The sequence below is a fragment of the Xanthomonas campestris pv. badrii genome (genome assembly GCF_012848175.1).
Taxonomy (GTDB): domain Bacteria; phylum Pseudomonadota; class Gammaproteobacteria; order Xanthomonadales; family Xanthomonadaceae; genus Xanthomonas; species Xanthomonas campestris_C.
Genome location: NZ_CP051651.1, coordinates 3,517,234 through 3,534,146, shown reverse-complemented (window position 1 = coordinate 3,534,146; position 16,913 = coordinate 3,517,234). Strand labels below are relative to the sequence as shown.

The 16,913-nt window shown below is 66.8% G+C and carries 16 protein-coding genes; 10 read left to right on the top strand and 6 right to left on the bottom strand.

Annotated elements, in window-relative coordinates:
- Positions 1-68 precede the first annotated feature (68 nt).
- Positions 69-866 carry a c-type cytochrome gene (locus HG421_RS14860; protein WP_169707032.1) on the bottom strand — a complete coding sequence of 266 codons (798 nt, stop codon included), beginning with the start codon at positions 864-866 and terminating at the stop codon, positions 69-71.
- Positions 867-1,011: 145 nt separating this feature from the next.
- Here HG421_RS14860 and yihA point away from each other — a divergent pair, with 145 nt between their 5' ends.
- Positions 1,012-1,635: a ribosome biogenesis GTP-binding protein YihA/YsxC gene (gene yihA, locus HG421_RS14855; protein WP_169707031.1), complete on the top strand. Its 624-nt coding sequence runs from the start codon at positions 1,012-1,014 to the stop codon at positions 1,633-1,635.
- Between the two features lie 169 nt (positions 1,636-1,804).
- On the opposite strand, the gene HG421_RS14850 is transcribed toward yihA, so the two are convergent.
- The gene (locus tag HG421_RS14850) at positions 1,805-2,500 is read right to left on the bottom strand and encodes a VIT1/CCC1 transporter family protein (RefSeq protein ID WP_169707030.1); all 696 of its coding nucleotides are present in this window, start codon (positions 2,498-2,500) and stop codon (positions 1,805-1,807) included.
- A 222-nt stretch (positions 2,501-2,722) separates the two neighbouring features.
- Between HG421_RS14850 and HG421_RS14845 the strand changes: the two genes are divergently transcribed.
- Positions 2,723-4,087: a glutamate--cysteine ligase gene (locus HG421_RS14845; RefSeq protein ID WP_169707029.1), complete on the top strand. Its 1,365-nt coding sequence runs from the start codon at positions 2,723-2,725 to the stop codon at positions 4,085-4,087.
- Positions 4,088-4,455: 368 nt separating this feature from the next.
- Here HG421_RS14845 and HG421_RS14840 read toward each other — a convergent pair whose 3' ends face one another.
- Entirely contained in the window at positions 4,456-5,919 is a 1,464-nt protein-coding gene (locus tag HG421_RS14840; protein ID WP_169707028.1) for an ATP-binding protein, read from the bottom strand.
- Complete coding sequence (locus tag HG421_RS14835; protein ID WP_282434639.1) at positions 5,916-6,635, bottom strand: response regulator; 720 nt, start codon at positions 6,633-6,635, stop codon at positions 5,916-5,918. Before HG421_RS14835 ends, HG421_RS14840 begins: the two co-directional genes overlap by 4 nt.
- A 143-nt stretch (positions 6,636-6,778) precedes the next feature.
- Here HG421_RS14835 and HG421_RS14830 point away from each other — a divergent pair, with 143 nt between their 5' ends.
- Positions 6,779-7,879: a glycosyltransferase gene (locus tag HG421_RS14830; protein ID WP_169707027.1), complete on the top strand. Its 1,101-nt coding sequence runs from the start codon at positions 6,779-6,781 to the stop codon at positions 7,877-7,879.
- Positions 7,880-7,973: 94 nt separating this feature from the next.
- Here HG421_RS14830 and HG421_RS14825 read toward each other — a convergent pair whose 3' ends face one another.
- Complete coding sequence (locus HG421_RS14825; protein ID WP_248279387.1) at positions 7,974-9,101, bottom strand: TDT family transporter; 1,128 nt, start codon at positions 9,099-9,101, stop codon at positions 7,974-7,976.
- Positions 9,102-9,247: 146 nt separating this feature from the next.
- Between HG421_RS14825 and HG421_RS14820 the strand changes: the two genes are divergently transcribed.
- The 5 genes from HG421_RS14820 to fghA all read left to right on the top strand — a co-directional run bounded on the left by HG421_RS14820 (position 9,248) and on the right by fghA (position 13,355).
- Entirely contained in the window at positions 9,248-10,162 is a 915-nt protein-coding gene (locus HG421_RS14820; RefSeq protein WP_169707025.1) for a LysR family transcriptional regulator, read from the top strand.
- 211 nt (positions 10,163-10,373) lie between these two features.
- Complete coding sequence (locus HG421_RS14815) at positions 10,374-10,649, top strand: metal/formaldehyde-sensitive transcriptional repressor (protein WP_169707024.1); 276 nt, start codon at positions 10,374-10,376, stop codon at positions 10,647-10,649.
- A 62-nt stretch (positions 10,650-10,711) separates the two neighbouring features.
- Positions 10,712-11,821, top strand: coding sequence for an S-(hydroxymethyl)glutathione dehydrogenase/class III alcohol dehydrogenase (locus HG421_RS14810; protein WP_169707023.1), 1,110 nt, complete (start codon positions 10,712-10,714; stop codon positions 11,819-11,821).
- Positions 11,822-11,889: 68 nt separating this feature from the next.
- Positions 11,890-12,465: an S-(hydroxymethyl)glutathione synthase gene (gfa, locus tag HG421_RS14805; RefSeq protein ID WP_169707022.1), complete on the top strand. Its 576-nt coding sequence runs from the start codon at positions 11,890-11,892 to the stop codon at positions 12,463-12,465.
- A gap of 59 nt (positions 12,466-12,524) precedes the next feature.
- Complete coding sequence (fghA, locus tag HG421_RS14800; protein WP_169707021.1) at positions 12,525-13,355, top strand: S-formylglutathione hydrolase; 831 nt, start codon at positions 12,525-12,527, stop codon at positions 13,353-13,355.
- 269 nt (positions 13,356-13,624) lie between these two features.
- On the opposite strand, the gene HG421_RS14795 is transcribed toward fghA, so the two are convergent.
- Positions 13,625-15,034: a PLP-dependent aminotransferase family protein gene (locus HG421_RS14795; RefSeq protein ID WP_169707020.1), complete on the bottom strand. Its 1,410-nt coding sequence runs from the start codon at positions 15,032-15,034 to the stop codon at positions 13,625-13,627.
- Between the two features lie 129 nt (positions 15,035-15,163).
- Between HG421_RS14795 and HG421_RS14790 the strand changes: the two genes are divergently transcribed.
- Together HG421_RS14790 and HG421_RS14785 are read left to right on the top strand one after the other, a co-directional pair.
- Complete coding sequence (locus HG421_RS14790) at positions 15,164-15,955, top strand: PhzF family phenazine biosynthesis protein (RefSeq protein WP_169707019.1); 792 nt, start codon at positions 15,164-15,166, stop codon at positions 15,953-15,955.
- Complete coding sequence (locus HG421_RS14785) at positions 15,952-16,875, top strand: DMT family transporter (RefSeq protein WP_169707018.1); 924 nt, start codon at positions 15,952-15,954, stop codon at positions 16,873-16,875. Before HG421_RS14790 ends, HG421_RS14785 begins: the two co-directional genes overlap by 4 nt.
- Positions 16,876-16,913 lie beyond the last annotated feature (38 nt).

Genomic DNA, 16,913 nt, shown 5'->3' with positions numbered 1-16,913 from the left:
CCGGTCGCGGGACCGGCGTCGTGACAGGGTGAGGCAATGGCGCAGGCTAGCTCATGACCCTGCCGGCCTCATGAGCGTGCCGGCGAAGCGACAGGCAGCTGTGCGGCCGCCGCGTCGTCGGCGCGGTCGTGCAGACCTTGCAGATAGCTCGACAGCGCCTGGATCTCCTGCTCGGTCAGCGGGTGCGCCACCTGCGCCATGATATTGAACAGCGCCGGATTGCGCTCCTGGGTGGTGCCGGCCTGGTATTCCTTCAGGCGCCGCGCCACGTATTCGGCGTGCTGGCCGCCCAGGCGCGGATAGGCCGGGCCCGGGTTGCCGCCACCGGACGGGCCGTGGCAGGCCATGCAGGCGGGCACCCCACGCGCCACGTCGCCGCCGCGGTAGAGCTTTTCGCCAACTTCGTAGAACTTCATCCCCTGGTACGGGCCCTCGGCGATCACCGCATCGTCGGCCACGCCAGCGGCGGACTTCTGGGTGGCGAAATAGGCGCCCAGGTCGCGCATGTCCTGCGCGGTGAGGTCCTTGACGAAGGGCACCATCACTGCCGACATGCCGGTATTGCGCTCACCGCTGGCGATCAGTGCCACCTGATGCGCCACGTAGCGCTCGGTCTGACCGGCGATGCGCGGGTACATGGCCACCGCCGGATTGCCGTCCGGCCCATGGCAGGCCGCGCAGGCGGCGGCCTTGGCCTGCCCGGCCTTGGCATCGCCCCAGGTGGTCTTGGCCAGGTCCACCTCCAGCGGCGCAACGCGCACGGGCGGCGGATCGGGGATCGGCGTGACCGCCGATTGGGCGAACGCCAAGGCCGCAACGACCGGCACGGCGAGGGCGGCGAGGACTAGCACACGAGCATGGCGCATCAGCTAAAGCTCCGTATGGACCCGGCCCGCGCGCGTCTGGGTACTGGCTGTGGCAGGCGTACTTCGATTATCGGCACGCCTTTGCGCCAGGGTCAACGAACAGTGCAGCAAAACCGGCAGCGCCCGAACGTGCGATCCTAGGGGGATGTCGCTCCTTATCGAACAAGCCCGCTACCACCTGTCCGCCCACACCGCCCGGCAATTGCCTGACGATGGCGGCTACGAGGTGGCCTTCGCCGGCCGCTCCAACGCCGGAAAATCCAGCGCGCTCAATGCGCTGACCCGCCAGAACGCGCTGGCACGCGTGTCCAAGACCCCTGGCCGCACCCAGCAGCTGGTGTTCTTCCAGATCCAGCCCGAGCGCTATCTGGTGGATCTGCCCGGCTACGGCTACGCCAAGGTGCCGCAGGACCTGCAGGCGCACTGGCAGGCCTTCATCGACCGCTATTTCCGCACCCGCGAGGCGCTGCGCGGGCTGGTGGTGGTGATGGACATCCGCCACCCGCTCAAGGACTACGACCTGCAGATGCTCGGCTATGCGGCCGAACGCGGCCTGCCCGCGCACGGCCTGCTGACCAAGGCCGACAAGCTCGGCCGTGGCCAGCAGATGCAGACCCTGCAGAAGGTCAAGAAGGAAGTGACCTCGCGCTTTGGCGACAGCGTGACCGTGCAGACCTACTCGGGGCAATCGCGCCAGGGTGTGGACGAACTGCGCGGCATCGTCGGCGGTTGGCTGGGGCTGGAGACGGAGCCAACCGCGCAGGCGTGATCGACGCTGGCCGGTATCGGGCGCTGGCGGTCAGCGCTATTCGTCGGGGGCTGGCAGAGTTCCGGCGCACAGCGATGGTGCGATGCAACGAACAGTCCACGTGTCGGCTGCCGTCGACCCTTGCGGAGCCGAATCCCACGGCTCATTGCGCTGCAGGCGTGCCGCCGCTCTAGACCTGCACGCCGAACAAGCGGCCCACCAGGCCGGTGGCGAGCATGGCCGCCGCACCCCAGAACACCACCCGCAGCGCGCCGCGCCACATGCTTGCGCCACCGGCGCGCGCCGCCAGTGCGCCGGTGAAGGTCAGACCGGCCAGGGTCGATGCGCCGGTCGCCCAGATTTGCCCGCCGGCCGGTGCAAGCAGGGCCGCCAACACCGGCAGGACCGCGCCGGCAACGAAGGCTGCCGCCGACGTCGCTGCGGCCTGCAGCGGACGGGCGCGCGCGGTGTCGTTGATGCCCAACTCATCGCGTGCATGGGCTTGCAGGGCATCGTGAGCGGTCAGTTGCTCCGCGACACGACGTGCCAGTGCGGGATCGAGTCCGCGCTGGCAATAGATGGCAGCCAGCTCGTCCAGTTCGCTTTCTGGAAAGTTCTTCAGTTCGCCGCGCTCGGTCTCGAGGTCGGCATGTTCAGTGTCCACCTGCGACTGCACCGAGACATACTCGCCCGCCGCCATCGACATCGCACCGGCCACGGTTCCGGCAATGCCGGTCGCCAGGACCACCGAGGCAGAAGCGCCTGCGCTGGCTACGCCGACCACCAGCCCGGCGACCGAGACGATGCCGTCGTTGGCACCGAGCACGGCTGCACGCAGCCAGCCGCTGCGGTCGTTGCGATGGGTTTCGGTCGGTTGCGCAGGCATGTCTGGGTCCGTGGGTTAGCATGAGCGTATGGCGAGCCATCGCCATCGCCATCGGCGTGACTATCTCGCAATCGCATCGGGCCGCGTCGTGCACATGGGTGGAAATCTCAGACCTGGCCGATGGCGGCAATTCTTTCCATGCCCTGCGGGTATAGTGCGGGCCTTGCGGTGGATGGGGAAGATCCCCACATCGTCCCACCCCTTTCGTTTGCGAGCCTGCCCTTGTCGAGTCCCAGCCACGTTGCCGAAACGCCGATCACCGAACGCGCGGAACTGGTGCAGGTCCTCGCCTCCGGCGAGAAGGCCAGTGCTGATTGGCGGATCGGCACCGAGCACGAGAAGTTCGGCTTCCAGCTCGACGACCTGCGCGCGCCCACCTTCGACGGCGCCCGCGGCATCGAGGCCCTGCTGACCGGGCTGACCCGTTTCGGCTGGGAGCCGGTACAGGAAAACGGCCGCACCATCGCGCTGCTGCGCGACGGCGCCTCGGTGACGCTGGAGCCGGCCGGCCAGCTGGAGCTCTCCGGCGCGGCAGTGGAAACCCTGCACCACACCTGCGTGGAAACCGGCACCCATCTGGACGAAGTGGCGCAGGTGGCCGGCGAGTTGCAGCTCGGGTTCCTGGGCATGGGCTTCCAGCCCAAGTGGCGCCGCGACCAGATGCCGTGGATGCCCAAGGGCCGCTACCAGATCATGAAGAACTACATGCCCAAGGTCGGCTCGCTCGGCCTGGACATGATGACGCGCACCTGCACGGTGCAGGTCAACCTGGATTACGCCACCGAAGCGGACATGGTGAAGAAGTTCCGCGTCTCGCTGGCGCTGCAGCCGATCGCCACCGCCTTGTTCGCCGATTCGCCGTTCACCGAGGGCAAGCCCAACGGCTACCTGAGCTACCGCTCGCATATCTGGACCGACACCGACGCCGACCGCACCGGCATGCTGGATTTCGTGTTCGAAGACGGCTTCGGCTACGAGCGCTACGTCGATTACCTGCTCGATGTGCCGATGTATTTCTCCTACCGCAACGGCGTCTATCACGATGCCAGCGGGCAGAGCTTCCGCGATTTCATGCAAGGCAAGCTGCCGGCATTGCCGGGCGCGCTGCCGACGCTGCGCGATTGGTCGGACCACATGACCACCGCATTCCCGGAAGTGCGCCTGAAGAAATACCTGGAAATGCGCGGCGCCGATGCCGGCCCCTGGAATCGCCTGTGCGCGCTGTCGGCGTTCTGGGTGGGCCTGCTGTACGACGACACCGCGCTGGATGCGGCCTGGGACCTGGTCAAGGATGTCAGCCCCTCCGAGCGGCACGCGCTGCGCGACGGCGTGCCCAAGCACGCACTGGGCCTGCCGTTCCGCAATGGCACCGTGCGCGACCTGGCGGTGGAGGCGGTCGACATCGCCCGTGAGGGGCTGCGCCGGCGTGCGCGCCTGAATCGCGACGGCCAGGATGAAACCGGGTTTCTCGACGTGATTGCCGAGATCGCCCAAAGCGGCGTCACCGCTGCCGAGCGCAAGCTGGCGCTGTACCACGGCGCGTGGAACGGCGATATCGATCGCGTGTTCCGCGAGTTCGCCTACTGAGTCTCGAGACCGGCAGTGACGGGCGCGCTGGCATTGCCGCGCGTCTGGCCGGGTCGTGATGCGGAATGCGCTGGGAGCGACGCGGAGCGCTTGCGCTGTTTTCACTAAAACAGCGGACAACACGACTGCGCCGCTGCCGGGTGGGCGCTGGCGTTGTCCGGAATCGGCGGCGGGCTACGCGTCCGCTTCGGTTCCGAGCGCGGAGTCCATCCACACCTGACGGCTGCTCGCTAGGGGTTGCCAACTGTCTGAGTGGTCATCGCAAGGGCTGCCGACTTGCGGGCAGTGCCGACGCCGGATACTGATCGCCACCGGTCCACGCCCACGTAATCGATCTGAGCCCCAGTGACCGACCGACGTGCTCGAGGTCAGCGTCGCTCCGGCATGCACGGCAGGCGTACGGTCACGCGCAGGCCGCCCTGGGCGCGATTGTCCAGGCGCAGGTCGCCGCCATGGGCCAGCACGATGCTGTGTGCGACCGACAGCCCCAGGCCGATGCCGCCGGTGCCGCGGTTGCGCGAGGTCTCGCCACGCACGAACGGCAGCAGCAATTGTTCGCGCTGCGATGGGTCGATGCCCGGGCCGTCATCGTCGATCCAGAGCACCCCGTCTTCGCCGTCGCGCTGCAGCTGCAGGCGTGCGCATTTGCCGTATTTCAAGGCATTTTCGAGCAGGTTCATCACCGCGCGGCGCAATGCCAATGGGTCGCCATCCAGGGTGATCGCCGGCCCGGGCAGGAGCACCGCATCGGCGCCGATGTCGGTGGCATTGTCGACCACGCTCTCCACCAGCAGGCGCAGATCCAGCGGCGCGCGTTCGCCGCGATGGCGATCGTTCTGGATGAAATCCAGCGCTGCGGAAATCATCGCCTTCATCTCGTCGATATCGGCCAGCGCCTTGTCGCGCAGTGGCGGCTGCAGGTCGTCCAGGCGAAACGACAACCGTGCCAGCGGCGTGCGCAGGTCGTGCGCGATCGCAGCGACCATGTGGGTGCGCTCGTTGATCAGGCGGTTCAGGCGGCCCTGCATGGCATTGAACGAATCGGCCGCGCGCACGATCTCCGGTGGGCCGCTGCGCTGCAAGGCGGCGGCGTGGGGATTGCGGCCCAGCCGGTCGGCGGCCTCGGCAAAGCGCTTGATCGGCGCCGACAACGCGCGCGAGAACCACCAGGCCAGCGGCACATTGGCCAGCAGGCCGGCCAGGAACAGCAGCACGATATGGGTCTTGAACTCGGCCGACAGCTGACGCCGTGGCGATTCCACCGTGCGCCAGCGGCCATCGGGCTGCTGCAGTGCGGCGGTGAAGCCATCCAGCAACGGCACGCCGGGAGTCAGCCGCTCGCTTTCCCAATCCTCGGGCGCCTGGTCCGGGCGCGGCCCGTTGCCGAAGGCGCCCGCATCGGCCGCCCGGCCTGGGGGCCATCGCGGAGCGGTCGGCGGCGCGCTGCTGGGTTGCGGATCGGGCAGACGCTGCGCCTGGTCGCTGTCCGGGAACAGGCCGTCGCGGTCCTCGGCGCTGCGGTAGAACCGTACGTGGCGCGTGTCGACATCCAGCCAATGGGCCAGCAGCATTTCCGCGAATGGGTCGCGGACCTGATCTGCAGGCGGCGTCGGCGCCTGCGCACCATCGTGCACCTTCAGGGTCTGGCTGCCGGCCGGCATGCGCGTGGACAGCAGCGCCACCACTTCGGGCGGATGCACCGGCGGCTCGTATACCGGGGTGCGCATCACCAACAGGGCGATGCCGATGATCTGGGCGGTGAGCAGGGCCACCGCCAGCAACACGAAGGTACGGGCAAAGATCGACAGCCCGCGCCGTGCCGGTTCGCTCACAGGCGCGCGACGCTCGGCAGCAGCATGTAGCCTTCGTTGCGCACGGTGCGAATCAACTCGGTATGGACGCGCTCATTGATCTTGCGGCGCAGGCGGCTGATCTGGCTGTCGATGGCACGGTCGTAGACGTCGGTGTCGCGGCCGCGGGCGTAGTCCAGCAGCTGATCGCGGCTGAGCACGCGCTGCGGGTGCTCGACAAAGGTGCGCAGCAGCGCGAATTCGCCGTCGGACAGATTGATGAAGATGCCGGTGGGGTCGCGCAGGTCGCGCCGCACCACGTCCAGCCGCCAGCCGGCGAATTCGTAGACGTTGCCGCGCGGGTCGGCCTGCTCGTTGCTGGCCTGGCTGCGGCGCAGCAGGGCGCGCACGCGGGCCAGCAATTCGCGCGGATTGCAGGGTTTGGCCAGGTAGTCGTCGGCGCCCACTTCCAGGCCGATGATGCGGTCGGTGTCGTTGCCCAGTGCGCTGAGCATGATGACCGCCGGTGAACCGCGCTCGCTGGCCAGGGCGCGGGCCGCGCTGAGCCCATCTTCTCCAGGCATCATCACGTCGAGTACGATGAGACCCGGACGCTGCCGCGCCATGCTGGTGCGCATGTCCGCCACGTTTTCGGCCACGTCCACCTGGTAGCCATGGGCGCTCAGGAACTCGCCGATCAGCTTGCGCAGGTCGGGATCGTCGTCGACCACGAGAACACGGGGTTGCTGCAGGTCCATGGAGGTTGTCGTCGGTGGCGCGGACGCTGGCCCGCGCAGGGTGGAGGCTGAGGCTGCCGGATACATGGTGCTCGCAGGTATATGGCTGGAACTGCCATCATAACGATCAAATTTGTCAACCATTGGCACACATGTAAAGCGACATGACGGGACGAGACATCACACAGGACATCATCGCTTCGACGCTGTGCCACCGTGGTGGCGAGCGTGCGCATGACAAGGCGTTTCCGATGATGCGGGTGATCAGCCGCGACAATGGCGTGGGCCTGACCCGCGACCTGGTGCTGATGGCGCAGACCCTGCGCGCTGGCGGGGTGCCGGTGCAGGAGGTCGGGTTCACCAGCCAGCGGCTGCAGGACAGCGGGCGCGAAGCACGCCTGTGGGCCAGCCGCGCCCTGTTCGGTCGGGTGCCGTTGCAGATCTTTTCCGAGCGCGTCTATGCACGCTGCCTGCCGCTGGGGCAGAAGAATCTGCTGGTGCCCAACCCGGAGTGGCTGTTGCCCAAATGGTTGCCGTTGCTGCCGAAGTTCGATGCGGTGTTGTGCAAGACCCATCACGCCGAGCGCATCTTCCAGACCCTGGGCTGCACCACGCGCTACATCGGCTTCACCAGCCCGGACCGCTTCGATGCGCAGGTGCCGCGCCAGCGCGCGTTCTTCCATCTGGCCGGGCGCAGTACCGCCAAGGGCACCCGGGTACTGCTGGAGACCTGGAAGCAGCACCCGGAATGGCCGTTGCTGACGGTGGTGCAGAACCCGCGCACCGCCGGCAAGCCCGTGGCTGCGCCCAATATCGACCACCGGGTCGGCTATCTGGACGATGCCGAACTGCGCCGGTTGCAGAACGCCCACCTGTTCCACATCTGCCCCTCCGAGGCCGAAGGCTTCGGGCATTACCTGATGGAAGCGCTCAGCGTGGGGGCGGTGACCCTGGCCACCGATGGCGAACCCATGAACGAGCTGGTCAGGCCGGAGCATGGCGTGCTGATCCCGGTGGCCGAGGTGCGTCAGCGGCGCCTGGCGTCGTATTACTACGTCGATGGGCCCGGCATTGCGCATGCGGTGGCGGCTGCGCTGGCCTTGTCGCAGGCAGCGCTCGATCACCTGTCGGCCAATGCCCGCGCGTTCTATCAGGCCAATGACAGCGCATTTCCGGCGCGGTTCCGCGCTGCGGTGCTGGCCTCGCTACCCGAGCACGCCGCCGCAGCGGCGATCGGCACGGCACCGGTAGTCGTCGAGCGCTGATCTGGCGCGTCGGCCGCTTGCGACACCGCCTGCCGCCGCCGCTGCACGCGGCAGGTCGTGCCGGCGCATTGTTCACTGCTGTCCGCCACGCGCGTCACTGCGCGGCGGCATCCCGCTGCGCATCTGCTAGGCATGGCGACACGAACAGGTCGCCGCGATACGCGCCCAGCGCGGTCCTGCCTGCCGTGACTGCCCATAGCGCCGCCAGTGCCACGACCAGCCCCGTGCCGACGGCATCGAAGATCGTCAGATGCAGGGCGGTAGCGAGTTTCAGACTGGCCAGCGCGTACACGCCCAGCGGAAAGGTGAAGCCCCACCAGCCGAGGTTGAACGGCACCTCGGCACGGAAATAACCGGCCGTGATCAACCCCGCCAGCAGCAGCCACCACGCCCCCGCGCCCCAGAACAGCACCGCACCGATCACGCCCAGACCACCGGCGATGCGTCCCAGGTCGGCCAGGCCCTGCGCGGCGAAAATGGCGGCAGCATGCTGGCCGATCGACAGCAGGCCCAATGCAGCGGTGCCGAGCGGGCCGAGCGACAGCCAGATCGAGGCCGCCATGCTGGCTGGCGGCAGCGGATGCAATGCCATGCGCAGCAGCAGGATCGCCAGGATGCTCATCGCCACCGGCACCGAATACGCCCATAGCGCGTAGCTGGCGATGGTCACGATGAATTGCGCCTGCGCATCTGCCAGCTGCGCTGCCAGCAGGCCGCCGCTGGCAGCGGCTACCTCGGCGGCCACCACCGGTAGCAGCCACAGCGCAGTCATGTCCTGGAGCCGGTGCTGCTGGCGGGTGAACATCAGATACGGCACGCCCACCCCGCATGCCAGCGCGAGTGCCACATCCACCCACCACAGCACCTCGGCCAGCGGGACAACGGCACTGCCCCAGCGAGGCACGCCGTACAGCAGCAGGCCGTTGATCACGGTCGCCAGCCCCATCGGAATGGTGCCCAGAAACAGCGACGCAGAGGCATGACCGAAAATCCGTCGGGCTTCATCGAAGAACAGGGCCCAGCGCGCCGCATACAGCAGGCTGAACAACAGGAACAGGGCGCCGTTGCACAGCCACAGGAGCTCGCCCACCGCCGCCAGGCCCGGGTTGTGCCGGGGCAGTTGCGCGAGCGCCAGCGCGAAGATGCCGGTGCCCATGGTGGCGGCGAACCAGTTCGGGGTGAACTGGCGGACGAGCTCGCGTGGGCCGGACAACGCAGCCAAGGGACGGAGTTGCCGGGGGCCAGACAGTGCGTTGGGCGTGCGCATGATCAGAGGCGATGCGATGGTGACGACCGCAGTGTCGAACCAATGGCTATACCTGTAAAACGGGTAATATCGCTATCTCTTACCCAAAAGGCAGGTAGGTCGTGCGTCTGACGTTACGCCAGCTCCAGATCTTCTGCGCCATCGCCCAGCATGGCAGCACCACCGGTGCCGGGCTGGCCGTGGCGTTGTCGCAGTCGGCCACTAGTGCGGCGCTCAACGACCTGGAGCATGCGCTGGACACGCAGTTGTTCGATCGGGTGGGCAAGCGGCTGGTGCTCAACGATGTCGGCGCCGCACTGCTGCCGCAGGCACGCAAGCTGCTCGATGGCGCCCACGCGATCGAGGCCGGATTCACGCCGGGCGCTGCCGCGTTGGCAGGTCGCCTGAAGATCGGCTGCAGTACGACCATCGGCAACTACGTGTTGCCGCTGGTGCTGCGGGCGCTGCACACGCAGGCACCCGAATTGCGCGTGGACATGGACAGCGCCAACAGCAGCCGTATTGCCGGCAAGGTGGCGAACTTCGAGCTCGACATGGGCCTGATCGAAGGGCCGTGTCATCTGCCGGAACTGCACGCCGAACCCTGGTTGGTGGATGAGCTGGTGGTGGTGGTCGGCCGCCGGCATGCGTTGGCCAAGCGGCCGAAGGTCACGCCGGCCCAGCTGCGCGATGCCGACTGGCTGTTGCGCGAGCCAGGCTCGGGCACGCGCGAAGAGGTGGAACAGGCGCTGCTGCGGCATCTGCATACGCTCTCGGATACGCGCCAGATCGGCAGTTCCGAGGCGATCAAGAACATGCTGGTGCAAGGGTTGGGCGTGAGCTGCCTGTCGCGGTGGGTGGTGGACGGGCTGATCGCGTCGAAGAAGCTGCAGCCACTGAACAGCGGGCTGCCGCGGTTGACCCGGCGGTTCTTCCTGATCTGGCATCGCGACAAGTTCTTCTCGCCCAACCTGCAGCGCTTCCGCGATGCCTGCAGGCAGTTCAAGCAGGCCCGCCAGGCGCCTGCAGGACGCTAGAACTCATCGCGTGCCGCGCTGCGCATGCGGCAATGCAGCAGGTGCTGCTTTCCGGCCTGCATCCAGGGGCGCCGAAGCGCAGATCGGCGCTGGTGTGAGCGTGATCACTGTTCATCGCCAGTTCCCTGCTGGATGCAGTTGCCTGCATCGGCATCGCTTTTTTGCCGGATTTCCCTATACTGCCCCCCAGTATCCTGGGTCGAGGGCCGGCATGCCGCATTCGCCGCTGGAAAAGAAACGCGCACTGGCGCGGGTACGGCGCCTGCGCGGGCAGTGCGACGCGCTTGAGCGCGCGCTGCAGTCGGGCGCGGACTACGCCCCGGTGCTACAGCAGATCGCCGCGATCCGGGGGGCCGTCAATGGGCTGATGTCGCAGGTGCTTGAAGCGCATATCCGTGAAGACTTCGGACATGCCGCTGCGTCCGATGCGCAACGTGCCGAGCGTGTGCAGGATCTGCTCGGTCTGGTCCGGTCCTACCTCAAATGAACTCCCACCGGGCCGGCATCGCCGCGCCCTTCCCCGAACATCCCTGTCAGGAGCGTTATTCCATGAAATCCCGTGCAGCAGTTGCATTCGGACCCGGCAAGCCGCTGGAAATCGTCGAGATCGACGTCGCACCGCCGAAGGCCGGCGAAGTGCTGGTCCGCATCACCCATACCGGCGTGTGCCACACCGATGCCTTCACGCTGTCCGGCGACGACCCGGAAGGCATCTTCCCGTCGGTGCTCGGCCACGAAGGCGGTGGCATCGTCGAGCAGGTGGGCGAAGGCGTCACCAGCGTCAAGGTTGGCGACCACGTGATCCCGCTGTACACCGCCGAATGCCGCAAGTGCAAGTTCTGCCTGTCCGGCAAGACCAACCTGTGCCAGGCGGTGCGCGCCACCCAGGGCAAGGGCCTGATGCCGGACGGCACCACCCGCTTCTCCTACAACGGCGAGCCGATCTACCACTACATGGGTTGCAGCACCTTCAGCGAATACACCGTGGTGCCGGAGATCTCGCTGGCGGTGGTCAACCCGGAGGCGCCGCTGGAAAAGGTCTGCCTGCTCGGTTGCGGCGTCACCACCGGCATCGGTGCGGTGCACAACACCGCCAAGGTCAAGCCGGGCGAAAGCGTGGCGGTGTTCGGCCTGGGCGGTATCGGTCTGGCGGTGATCCAGGGCGCGGTGCAGGCCAAGGCCGGGCGCATCCTGGCCATCGACACCAACCCGGGCAAGTTCGACCTTGCGCGCAGCATGGGCGCCACCGATTGCATCAACCCCAAGGACTACGACAAGCCGATCCAGGACGTCATCGTCGAGTTGACCGACGGCGGGGTGGATTTCAGCTTCGAGTGCATCGGCAACGTCAATGTCATGCGTTCGGCGCTGGAGTGTTGCCACAAGGGCTGGGGCGAGAGCGTCATCATCGGTGTGGCCGGTGCCGGCCAGGAAATCAGCACCCGTCCATTCCAGCTGGTGACCGGGCGCGTGTGGCGCGGTTCGGCATTTGGTGGGGTCAAGGGCCGCACGCAGTTACCGGGCATGGTGGAGCAGTCGATGAAGGGCGAGATCGATCTGGATCCGTTCATCACCCACACCATGCCGCTGGACGAGATCAACCACGCCTTCGACCTGATGCATGAAGGCAAGTCGATCCGCACCGTGATTCATTTCTGACCAGACGGCCAGGAGCGGCGCGCGGCCGCTTCCGCGCACGTGAAACCCGAGACTCCGGGAGGGGCGTCATGACGAATGTGTCGATTCATCCTTCGGTGGATGGTGGTGTTGCGCGAGGCGGTGCAGAGAACTTTCAGGGGGGAACCCTGGAGTGCCACTGCGCCACCGACAAGGTCACGGTTGAAGTGGGCGCGCAGACTGCGCACAACCACGCATGCGGCTGCAGTAAATGCTGGAAACCGGAGGGCGCCACTTTTTCGGTGATCGCGGTGGCGCCGCGGGACAAGGTCAAGGTGACCGCGCACGCAGAAAAGCTGAAGATCGTCGATGAAAGCGCGGCGATCCAGCGCCATGCCTGCACCGGCTGCGGTGTGCACCTGTTCGGCCGCATCGAGAACAAGGAGCATGCGTTCTACGGGCTGGATTTCGTGCACACCGAGTTGTCCAGGCAACAGGGCTGGTCGGCGCCGGGGTTTGCCGCATTTGTCTCCTCCATCATCGAAACCGGCACGCCGCCGGAGCAGATGGATGCAGTGCGCGCGCGCCTGACCGAGTTGGGCTTGCCGCCCTATGATTGCCTGTCGCCGGCGTTGATGGATGCGTTGTCGACGCAGGTGGCACGCAAGAAGGGTTTGCTGCATTGATGGTCCAACCCTGCGGCTGGCGATCCGGCCGCAGGGTTTTCTCTTCGTAAGGAATCTTCATGGAACGTATCGAACACCGCGCCTGTTTCGGCGGCTGGCAGGATGTGTATCGGCATCAGTCGCAGAGCCTGGGGTGCAGCATGCAGGTGGGCGTCTACCTGCCGCCGCAGGCGGCCGATGGCCCATTGCCGGTGCTGTACTGGCTGAGCGGATTGACCTGTACCGAGCAGAATTTCATCAGCAAGGCCGGCGCGCAGCGCTATGCCGCCGAGCACGGCGTGATCCTGGTGGCGCCGGACACCAGCCCGCGCGGCGACGATGTGGCCGATGCGGAAGGCTACGACATCGGCAAGGGCGCCGGCTTCTACGTCGATGCCACGCAGCAGCCGTGGGCGGCGCACTACCGCATGTACGACTACGTGGTGAATGAATTGCCGGCGCTGATCGAAGCGCACTTTGCCACCACCGGTGCGCGCGCCATCAGCGGCCATTCGATGGGCGGGCATGGCGCCTTGACCATCGCATTGAAGAACCCGGGCCGCTACCGCAGCGTGTCGGCGTTTTCGCCAATCGTGGCACCCAGCCAGGTGCCGTGGGGCGAGAAAGCGTTTGGGCAGTATCTGGGCGAGGATCGCGACGGCTGGAAGGCGTATGACGCCACCGCGCTGATCGCGCAGGCGCAGGAACGGTTGCCGCTGTTGATCGACCAGGGCGATGCGGACGAATTTCTTCAGAACCAACTGAAGACCGCGCTGTTCGAGGATGCCGCCAACGCGGCCGGCTATCCGGTCACCGTGCGGATGCAGCCAGGCTATGACCATAGCTATTACTTCATCGCCAGCTTTATCGGCGAGCACATCGCGCATCATGCGGCGGCTCTGCGCGGGTGATGGAGGGCGGTTGAGGGTGTGATCGGGTGGGACGGGATGGGATGGCCCGGCAAGTGGCAGATATCTCGCGGTCCCCGGGTCGCACCGATTGGCGGCAACGCAGACGACCGCAGACCGAAAGTGATCCCTTCTTCCTTCGGGAGAAGGTGCCCCGAAGGGGCGGATGAGGGTACGGGCGAAGCCGCATGCGGTTGAGCGTAGCGAGGGCTTCGCCGCGTACCCTCACCCCAACCCCTCTCCCGGTGGGAGAGGGGCTTGCTATTTCCGCGCTAGCATGCCCCCTGCGCTGCCAGCTTCCCCAATCGCCGCATTGCGCGCTCCAGCGTCTCGCTCCAGGCCTGGCCGCAGCTCAGGCGGATGTGATCAGCGTAGTCGCCGCGGCTGGAATACAGATGGCCCGGCGAGGTGCCGATGCCTTCGGCCAATGCGGCTTCGAACAAGGCCTGGCCACTGCCACCCTCGGGCAATTGCAGCCACAGCGAAAGTCCGCCGGCCGGGTCGCCCACCCGCGTGCCCTCAGGCCAATGCCGCATGATCGCATCGCGCAGGCGTTGGCCGTTGTCGGCCAGGGTGCGGCGCAGCTTGCGCAGATGCCGTTCCAGATCGTGTTGCGCCAGATAATCGGCCAGTGCCAATTGCGGCAGGCTGGCGCTGCCGACGGTGGAAAAGTATTTGGCCCGCACCAGGGCATCGGTCCAGTCGCCGCCGAGCAACCAGCCCACGCGCAGGCCGGGCGAGAGTACCTTGGAGAACGAGCCGCAGGTGATCACGTTGGCATGCGTATCGAAGTGCCGTAGCGGGCGCGGTCGCTGGCCCGACCAATCCAGTTCGCCGTAGATATCGTCTTCGATCACCACGGTGCCGTGACGTGCGCAGCTATCCAGTAGCGCGCGTTTGGCAGCGTCGGGCGTGAGGCTGCCATTGGGATTGTTGAAGTTGGGCACCAGCACTGCCGCACGCACCGGCGTGCGTTGCAGCAGCGCGTCCAGGCGCGCCACATCGATGCCATGACCGGCGCGGTTGGGCACTTCCAGCACCTTGAGCCGTAACGCGGCCACCGCCTGCAGGATGCCGTGGTAGGTGGGCGTTTCCACCAGCACCACATCGCCCGGTGCGGTGAGCGTGCGCAGTGCCAGGCTGATGGCTTCCATCGCGCCGGCGGTGATCACCACTTCTTCTGCAGGCACAGTGGTTGCGCAGTGTGCGTAACGCTGTGCGATCTGCCGGCGCAGGGCGGCCTGGCCTTGTGGCGGTGCGTAGTCCAGTGCGGCGCTGCGTTTGCGGCGCAACTGACGCGAGAGGGCGGCCGCCAGCTGTGCGGTCGGCAATAGCGCCGGCGCGGGAGTGGCGGTGTGCAACGGCACCAGGTCGGTACGCGCAACGGTGTCGAGCACGCGCTGCAAGGCCGGGTTGTCGACCATGCCGGGTTTGCGCCGGCGCGGTGCGGGCGTTGAGACAGGCAATGCAGCGGCGGTGGTACGCACGAAGTAACCGGAGCGTGGCCGCGCCTGTACGCGTCCTTCGCGTTCCAGCTGCAGGCAGGCCTGCACTGCCGTTGCGGTGCTGATGCCGTGATTGGCGGCCAATTGCCGGATCGAGGGCAGGCGCTCGCCGGCGCGCAGGGTGCCGCGGTCGATCTGCTGTCGCAGCTGGGTGGCCAGCGATTCGTACAGAAGCATGTGCCGGTGCCCTCGATCTGTAGTGGTCGATTTGCAGCGTATCTGAATCTGTCATGGTCGTGTGGCGCATTGCAGACTGGCCGTGCCCGGTGCATGCGCCAGGTGTGTCCTCTTCCGTGAGGTTTGGTCGTGCTGCTTTCAGTGTTTATCGTCGATGCGTTCACCACGGTGCGCTTCAAGGGCAATCCTGCAGCCGTGGTGCCGTTGCAGGAATGGCTGCCGGAGTCGCTGATGCAGGCGATTGCCAGCGAACACAATCTGTCGGAGACCGCATTTTTCGTGCGCGACGCGCGCGGGGTATTCGACATTCGCTGGTTTTCGCCGCTCAAGGAAGTCGGTTTCTGCGGGCATGCGACCCTGGCCAGCGCGTTGGTGATTGCGATGCATCAGGACGCTGTCTTTCCGTTGCGACTGCGGGCGCCCGCAGTCGGCGAGATTGCGGGCGCCCGGGTGGGCGAGCAGACCTTCGAGCTGCGCTTTCCCAACCAGATGCCGGCGTTGCTGCCGGTGGCGCCGCAATCCGTATTGGCGTCGTTGTCGATCGCGCCACAGGCTGTCTATGCGAACGCGCAGGCGCATATCGCCGTCTACGCCGATGAACGCCAGGTGCGTGAGGTAGTGCCAGACCTGAGCCGGATACTGGCGCTGGCGGCGCGCGATGTAGCAGTGACCGCGCCAGGGACGGGGCATGACTTTGTCTCGCGCTACTTCTGGCCAGCCAATGGCGGTAGCGAAGATCCGGTGACCGGGTCGATCCATGCGGCGCTGGCGCCGCTCTGGGCGGGCCGGCTGGGCAAGACGCAGCTGACCGCGCTGCAGGCATCTGCGCGCAGCGGCGAACTTGCCTGCCGGGTGGAGCCGCAGCATGTGTACGTGCGCGGCAGCGCCGTGCAGTATCTGCAGGGAACGATTGCGCTATGAGCATCGCTTTTTTGTCTTTTCAAGCGACATCGGCCGGCACTGCGCGACGTGCGATCTGGCAATTGCTGGTGGCCGAAGTGTTGATCGGGTCGGTGGGCGTGTTCGTGCATGAGAGCGGGCAGGATCCGGTAACGGCGGTGTTTTATCGCTGCCTGTTCGGTGCGCTGTTTCTCACCGTCTGCGGTCTGATCGGCGGGCAGCTGCGCGGGCTGTGGCGTGAGCGCGTGTTGCTGCGCGATGCGGTCGTCAGCGGCGTCTTGCTGGTGCTGAACTGGGTGGCCTTGTTCGCCGGCATGGCGCGCTCGTCGATCGGCGTGGCGACGATGGTCTATCACGTGTTTCCGTTCGTGATGCTGCTGTTGGCGGCGTTGCTGCAGGGCGAGCGCACGCGCCGCGCCGACCTGGGCTGGACGTTGCTGGCGTTCATCGGTGTGGCGTGTTCGGCCAATCCGGCACGGCTGTGGGAGGCGGCCGATCGCGGCTACCTGCTGGGTATCGCCTTGACCCTGCTGGCGGCGTTGCTCTGCGGTGCGTCGCTATTGATGTCGCGCCGCATCAGCCGTGAGCGGCCGTTGGCGGTGGTGACGGTGCAATGTTGGGTCGGTGCGCTGTTGCTGGCCGGGTTTTCCAGCCGCGCCGCGCTGCACCCGGGGCTGCACTGGGTCTGGCTGGTGGGGCTGGGCGTGATCCACAGCGGGATCGTATATGTGCTGTTCTATTCGGCGTACCGGCATCTGCGGGTGGCCACGATCGCCGTGCTGGCGTTCGTCTATCCGCTGGTCACGCTGCTGCTGGACTATCTGCTGTACGGCCACGCCCTGGTGCCGGTGCAGTGGCTGGGTCTTGCGCTGATCGTGGTCGGCACGCTGGCGGTCAACCTGAAATGGCGCTGGCCGCGCCGTGCCCTGGCGCAAGAGTGAGCGCGCCGCCACGCAGGCAGCGTGGCGGCATCGCCTTG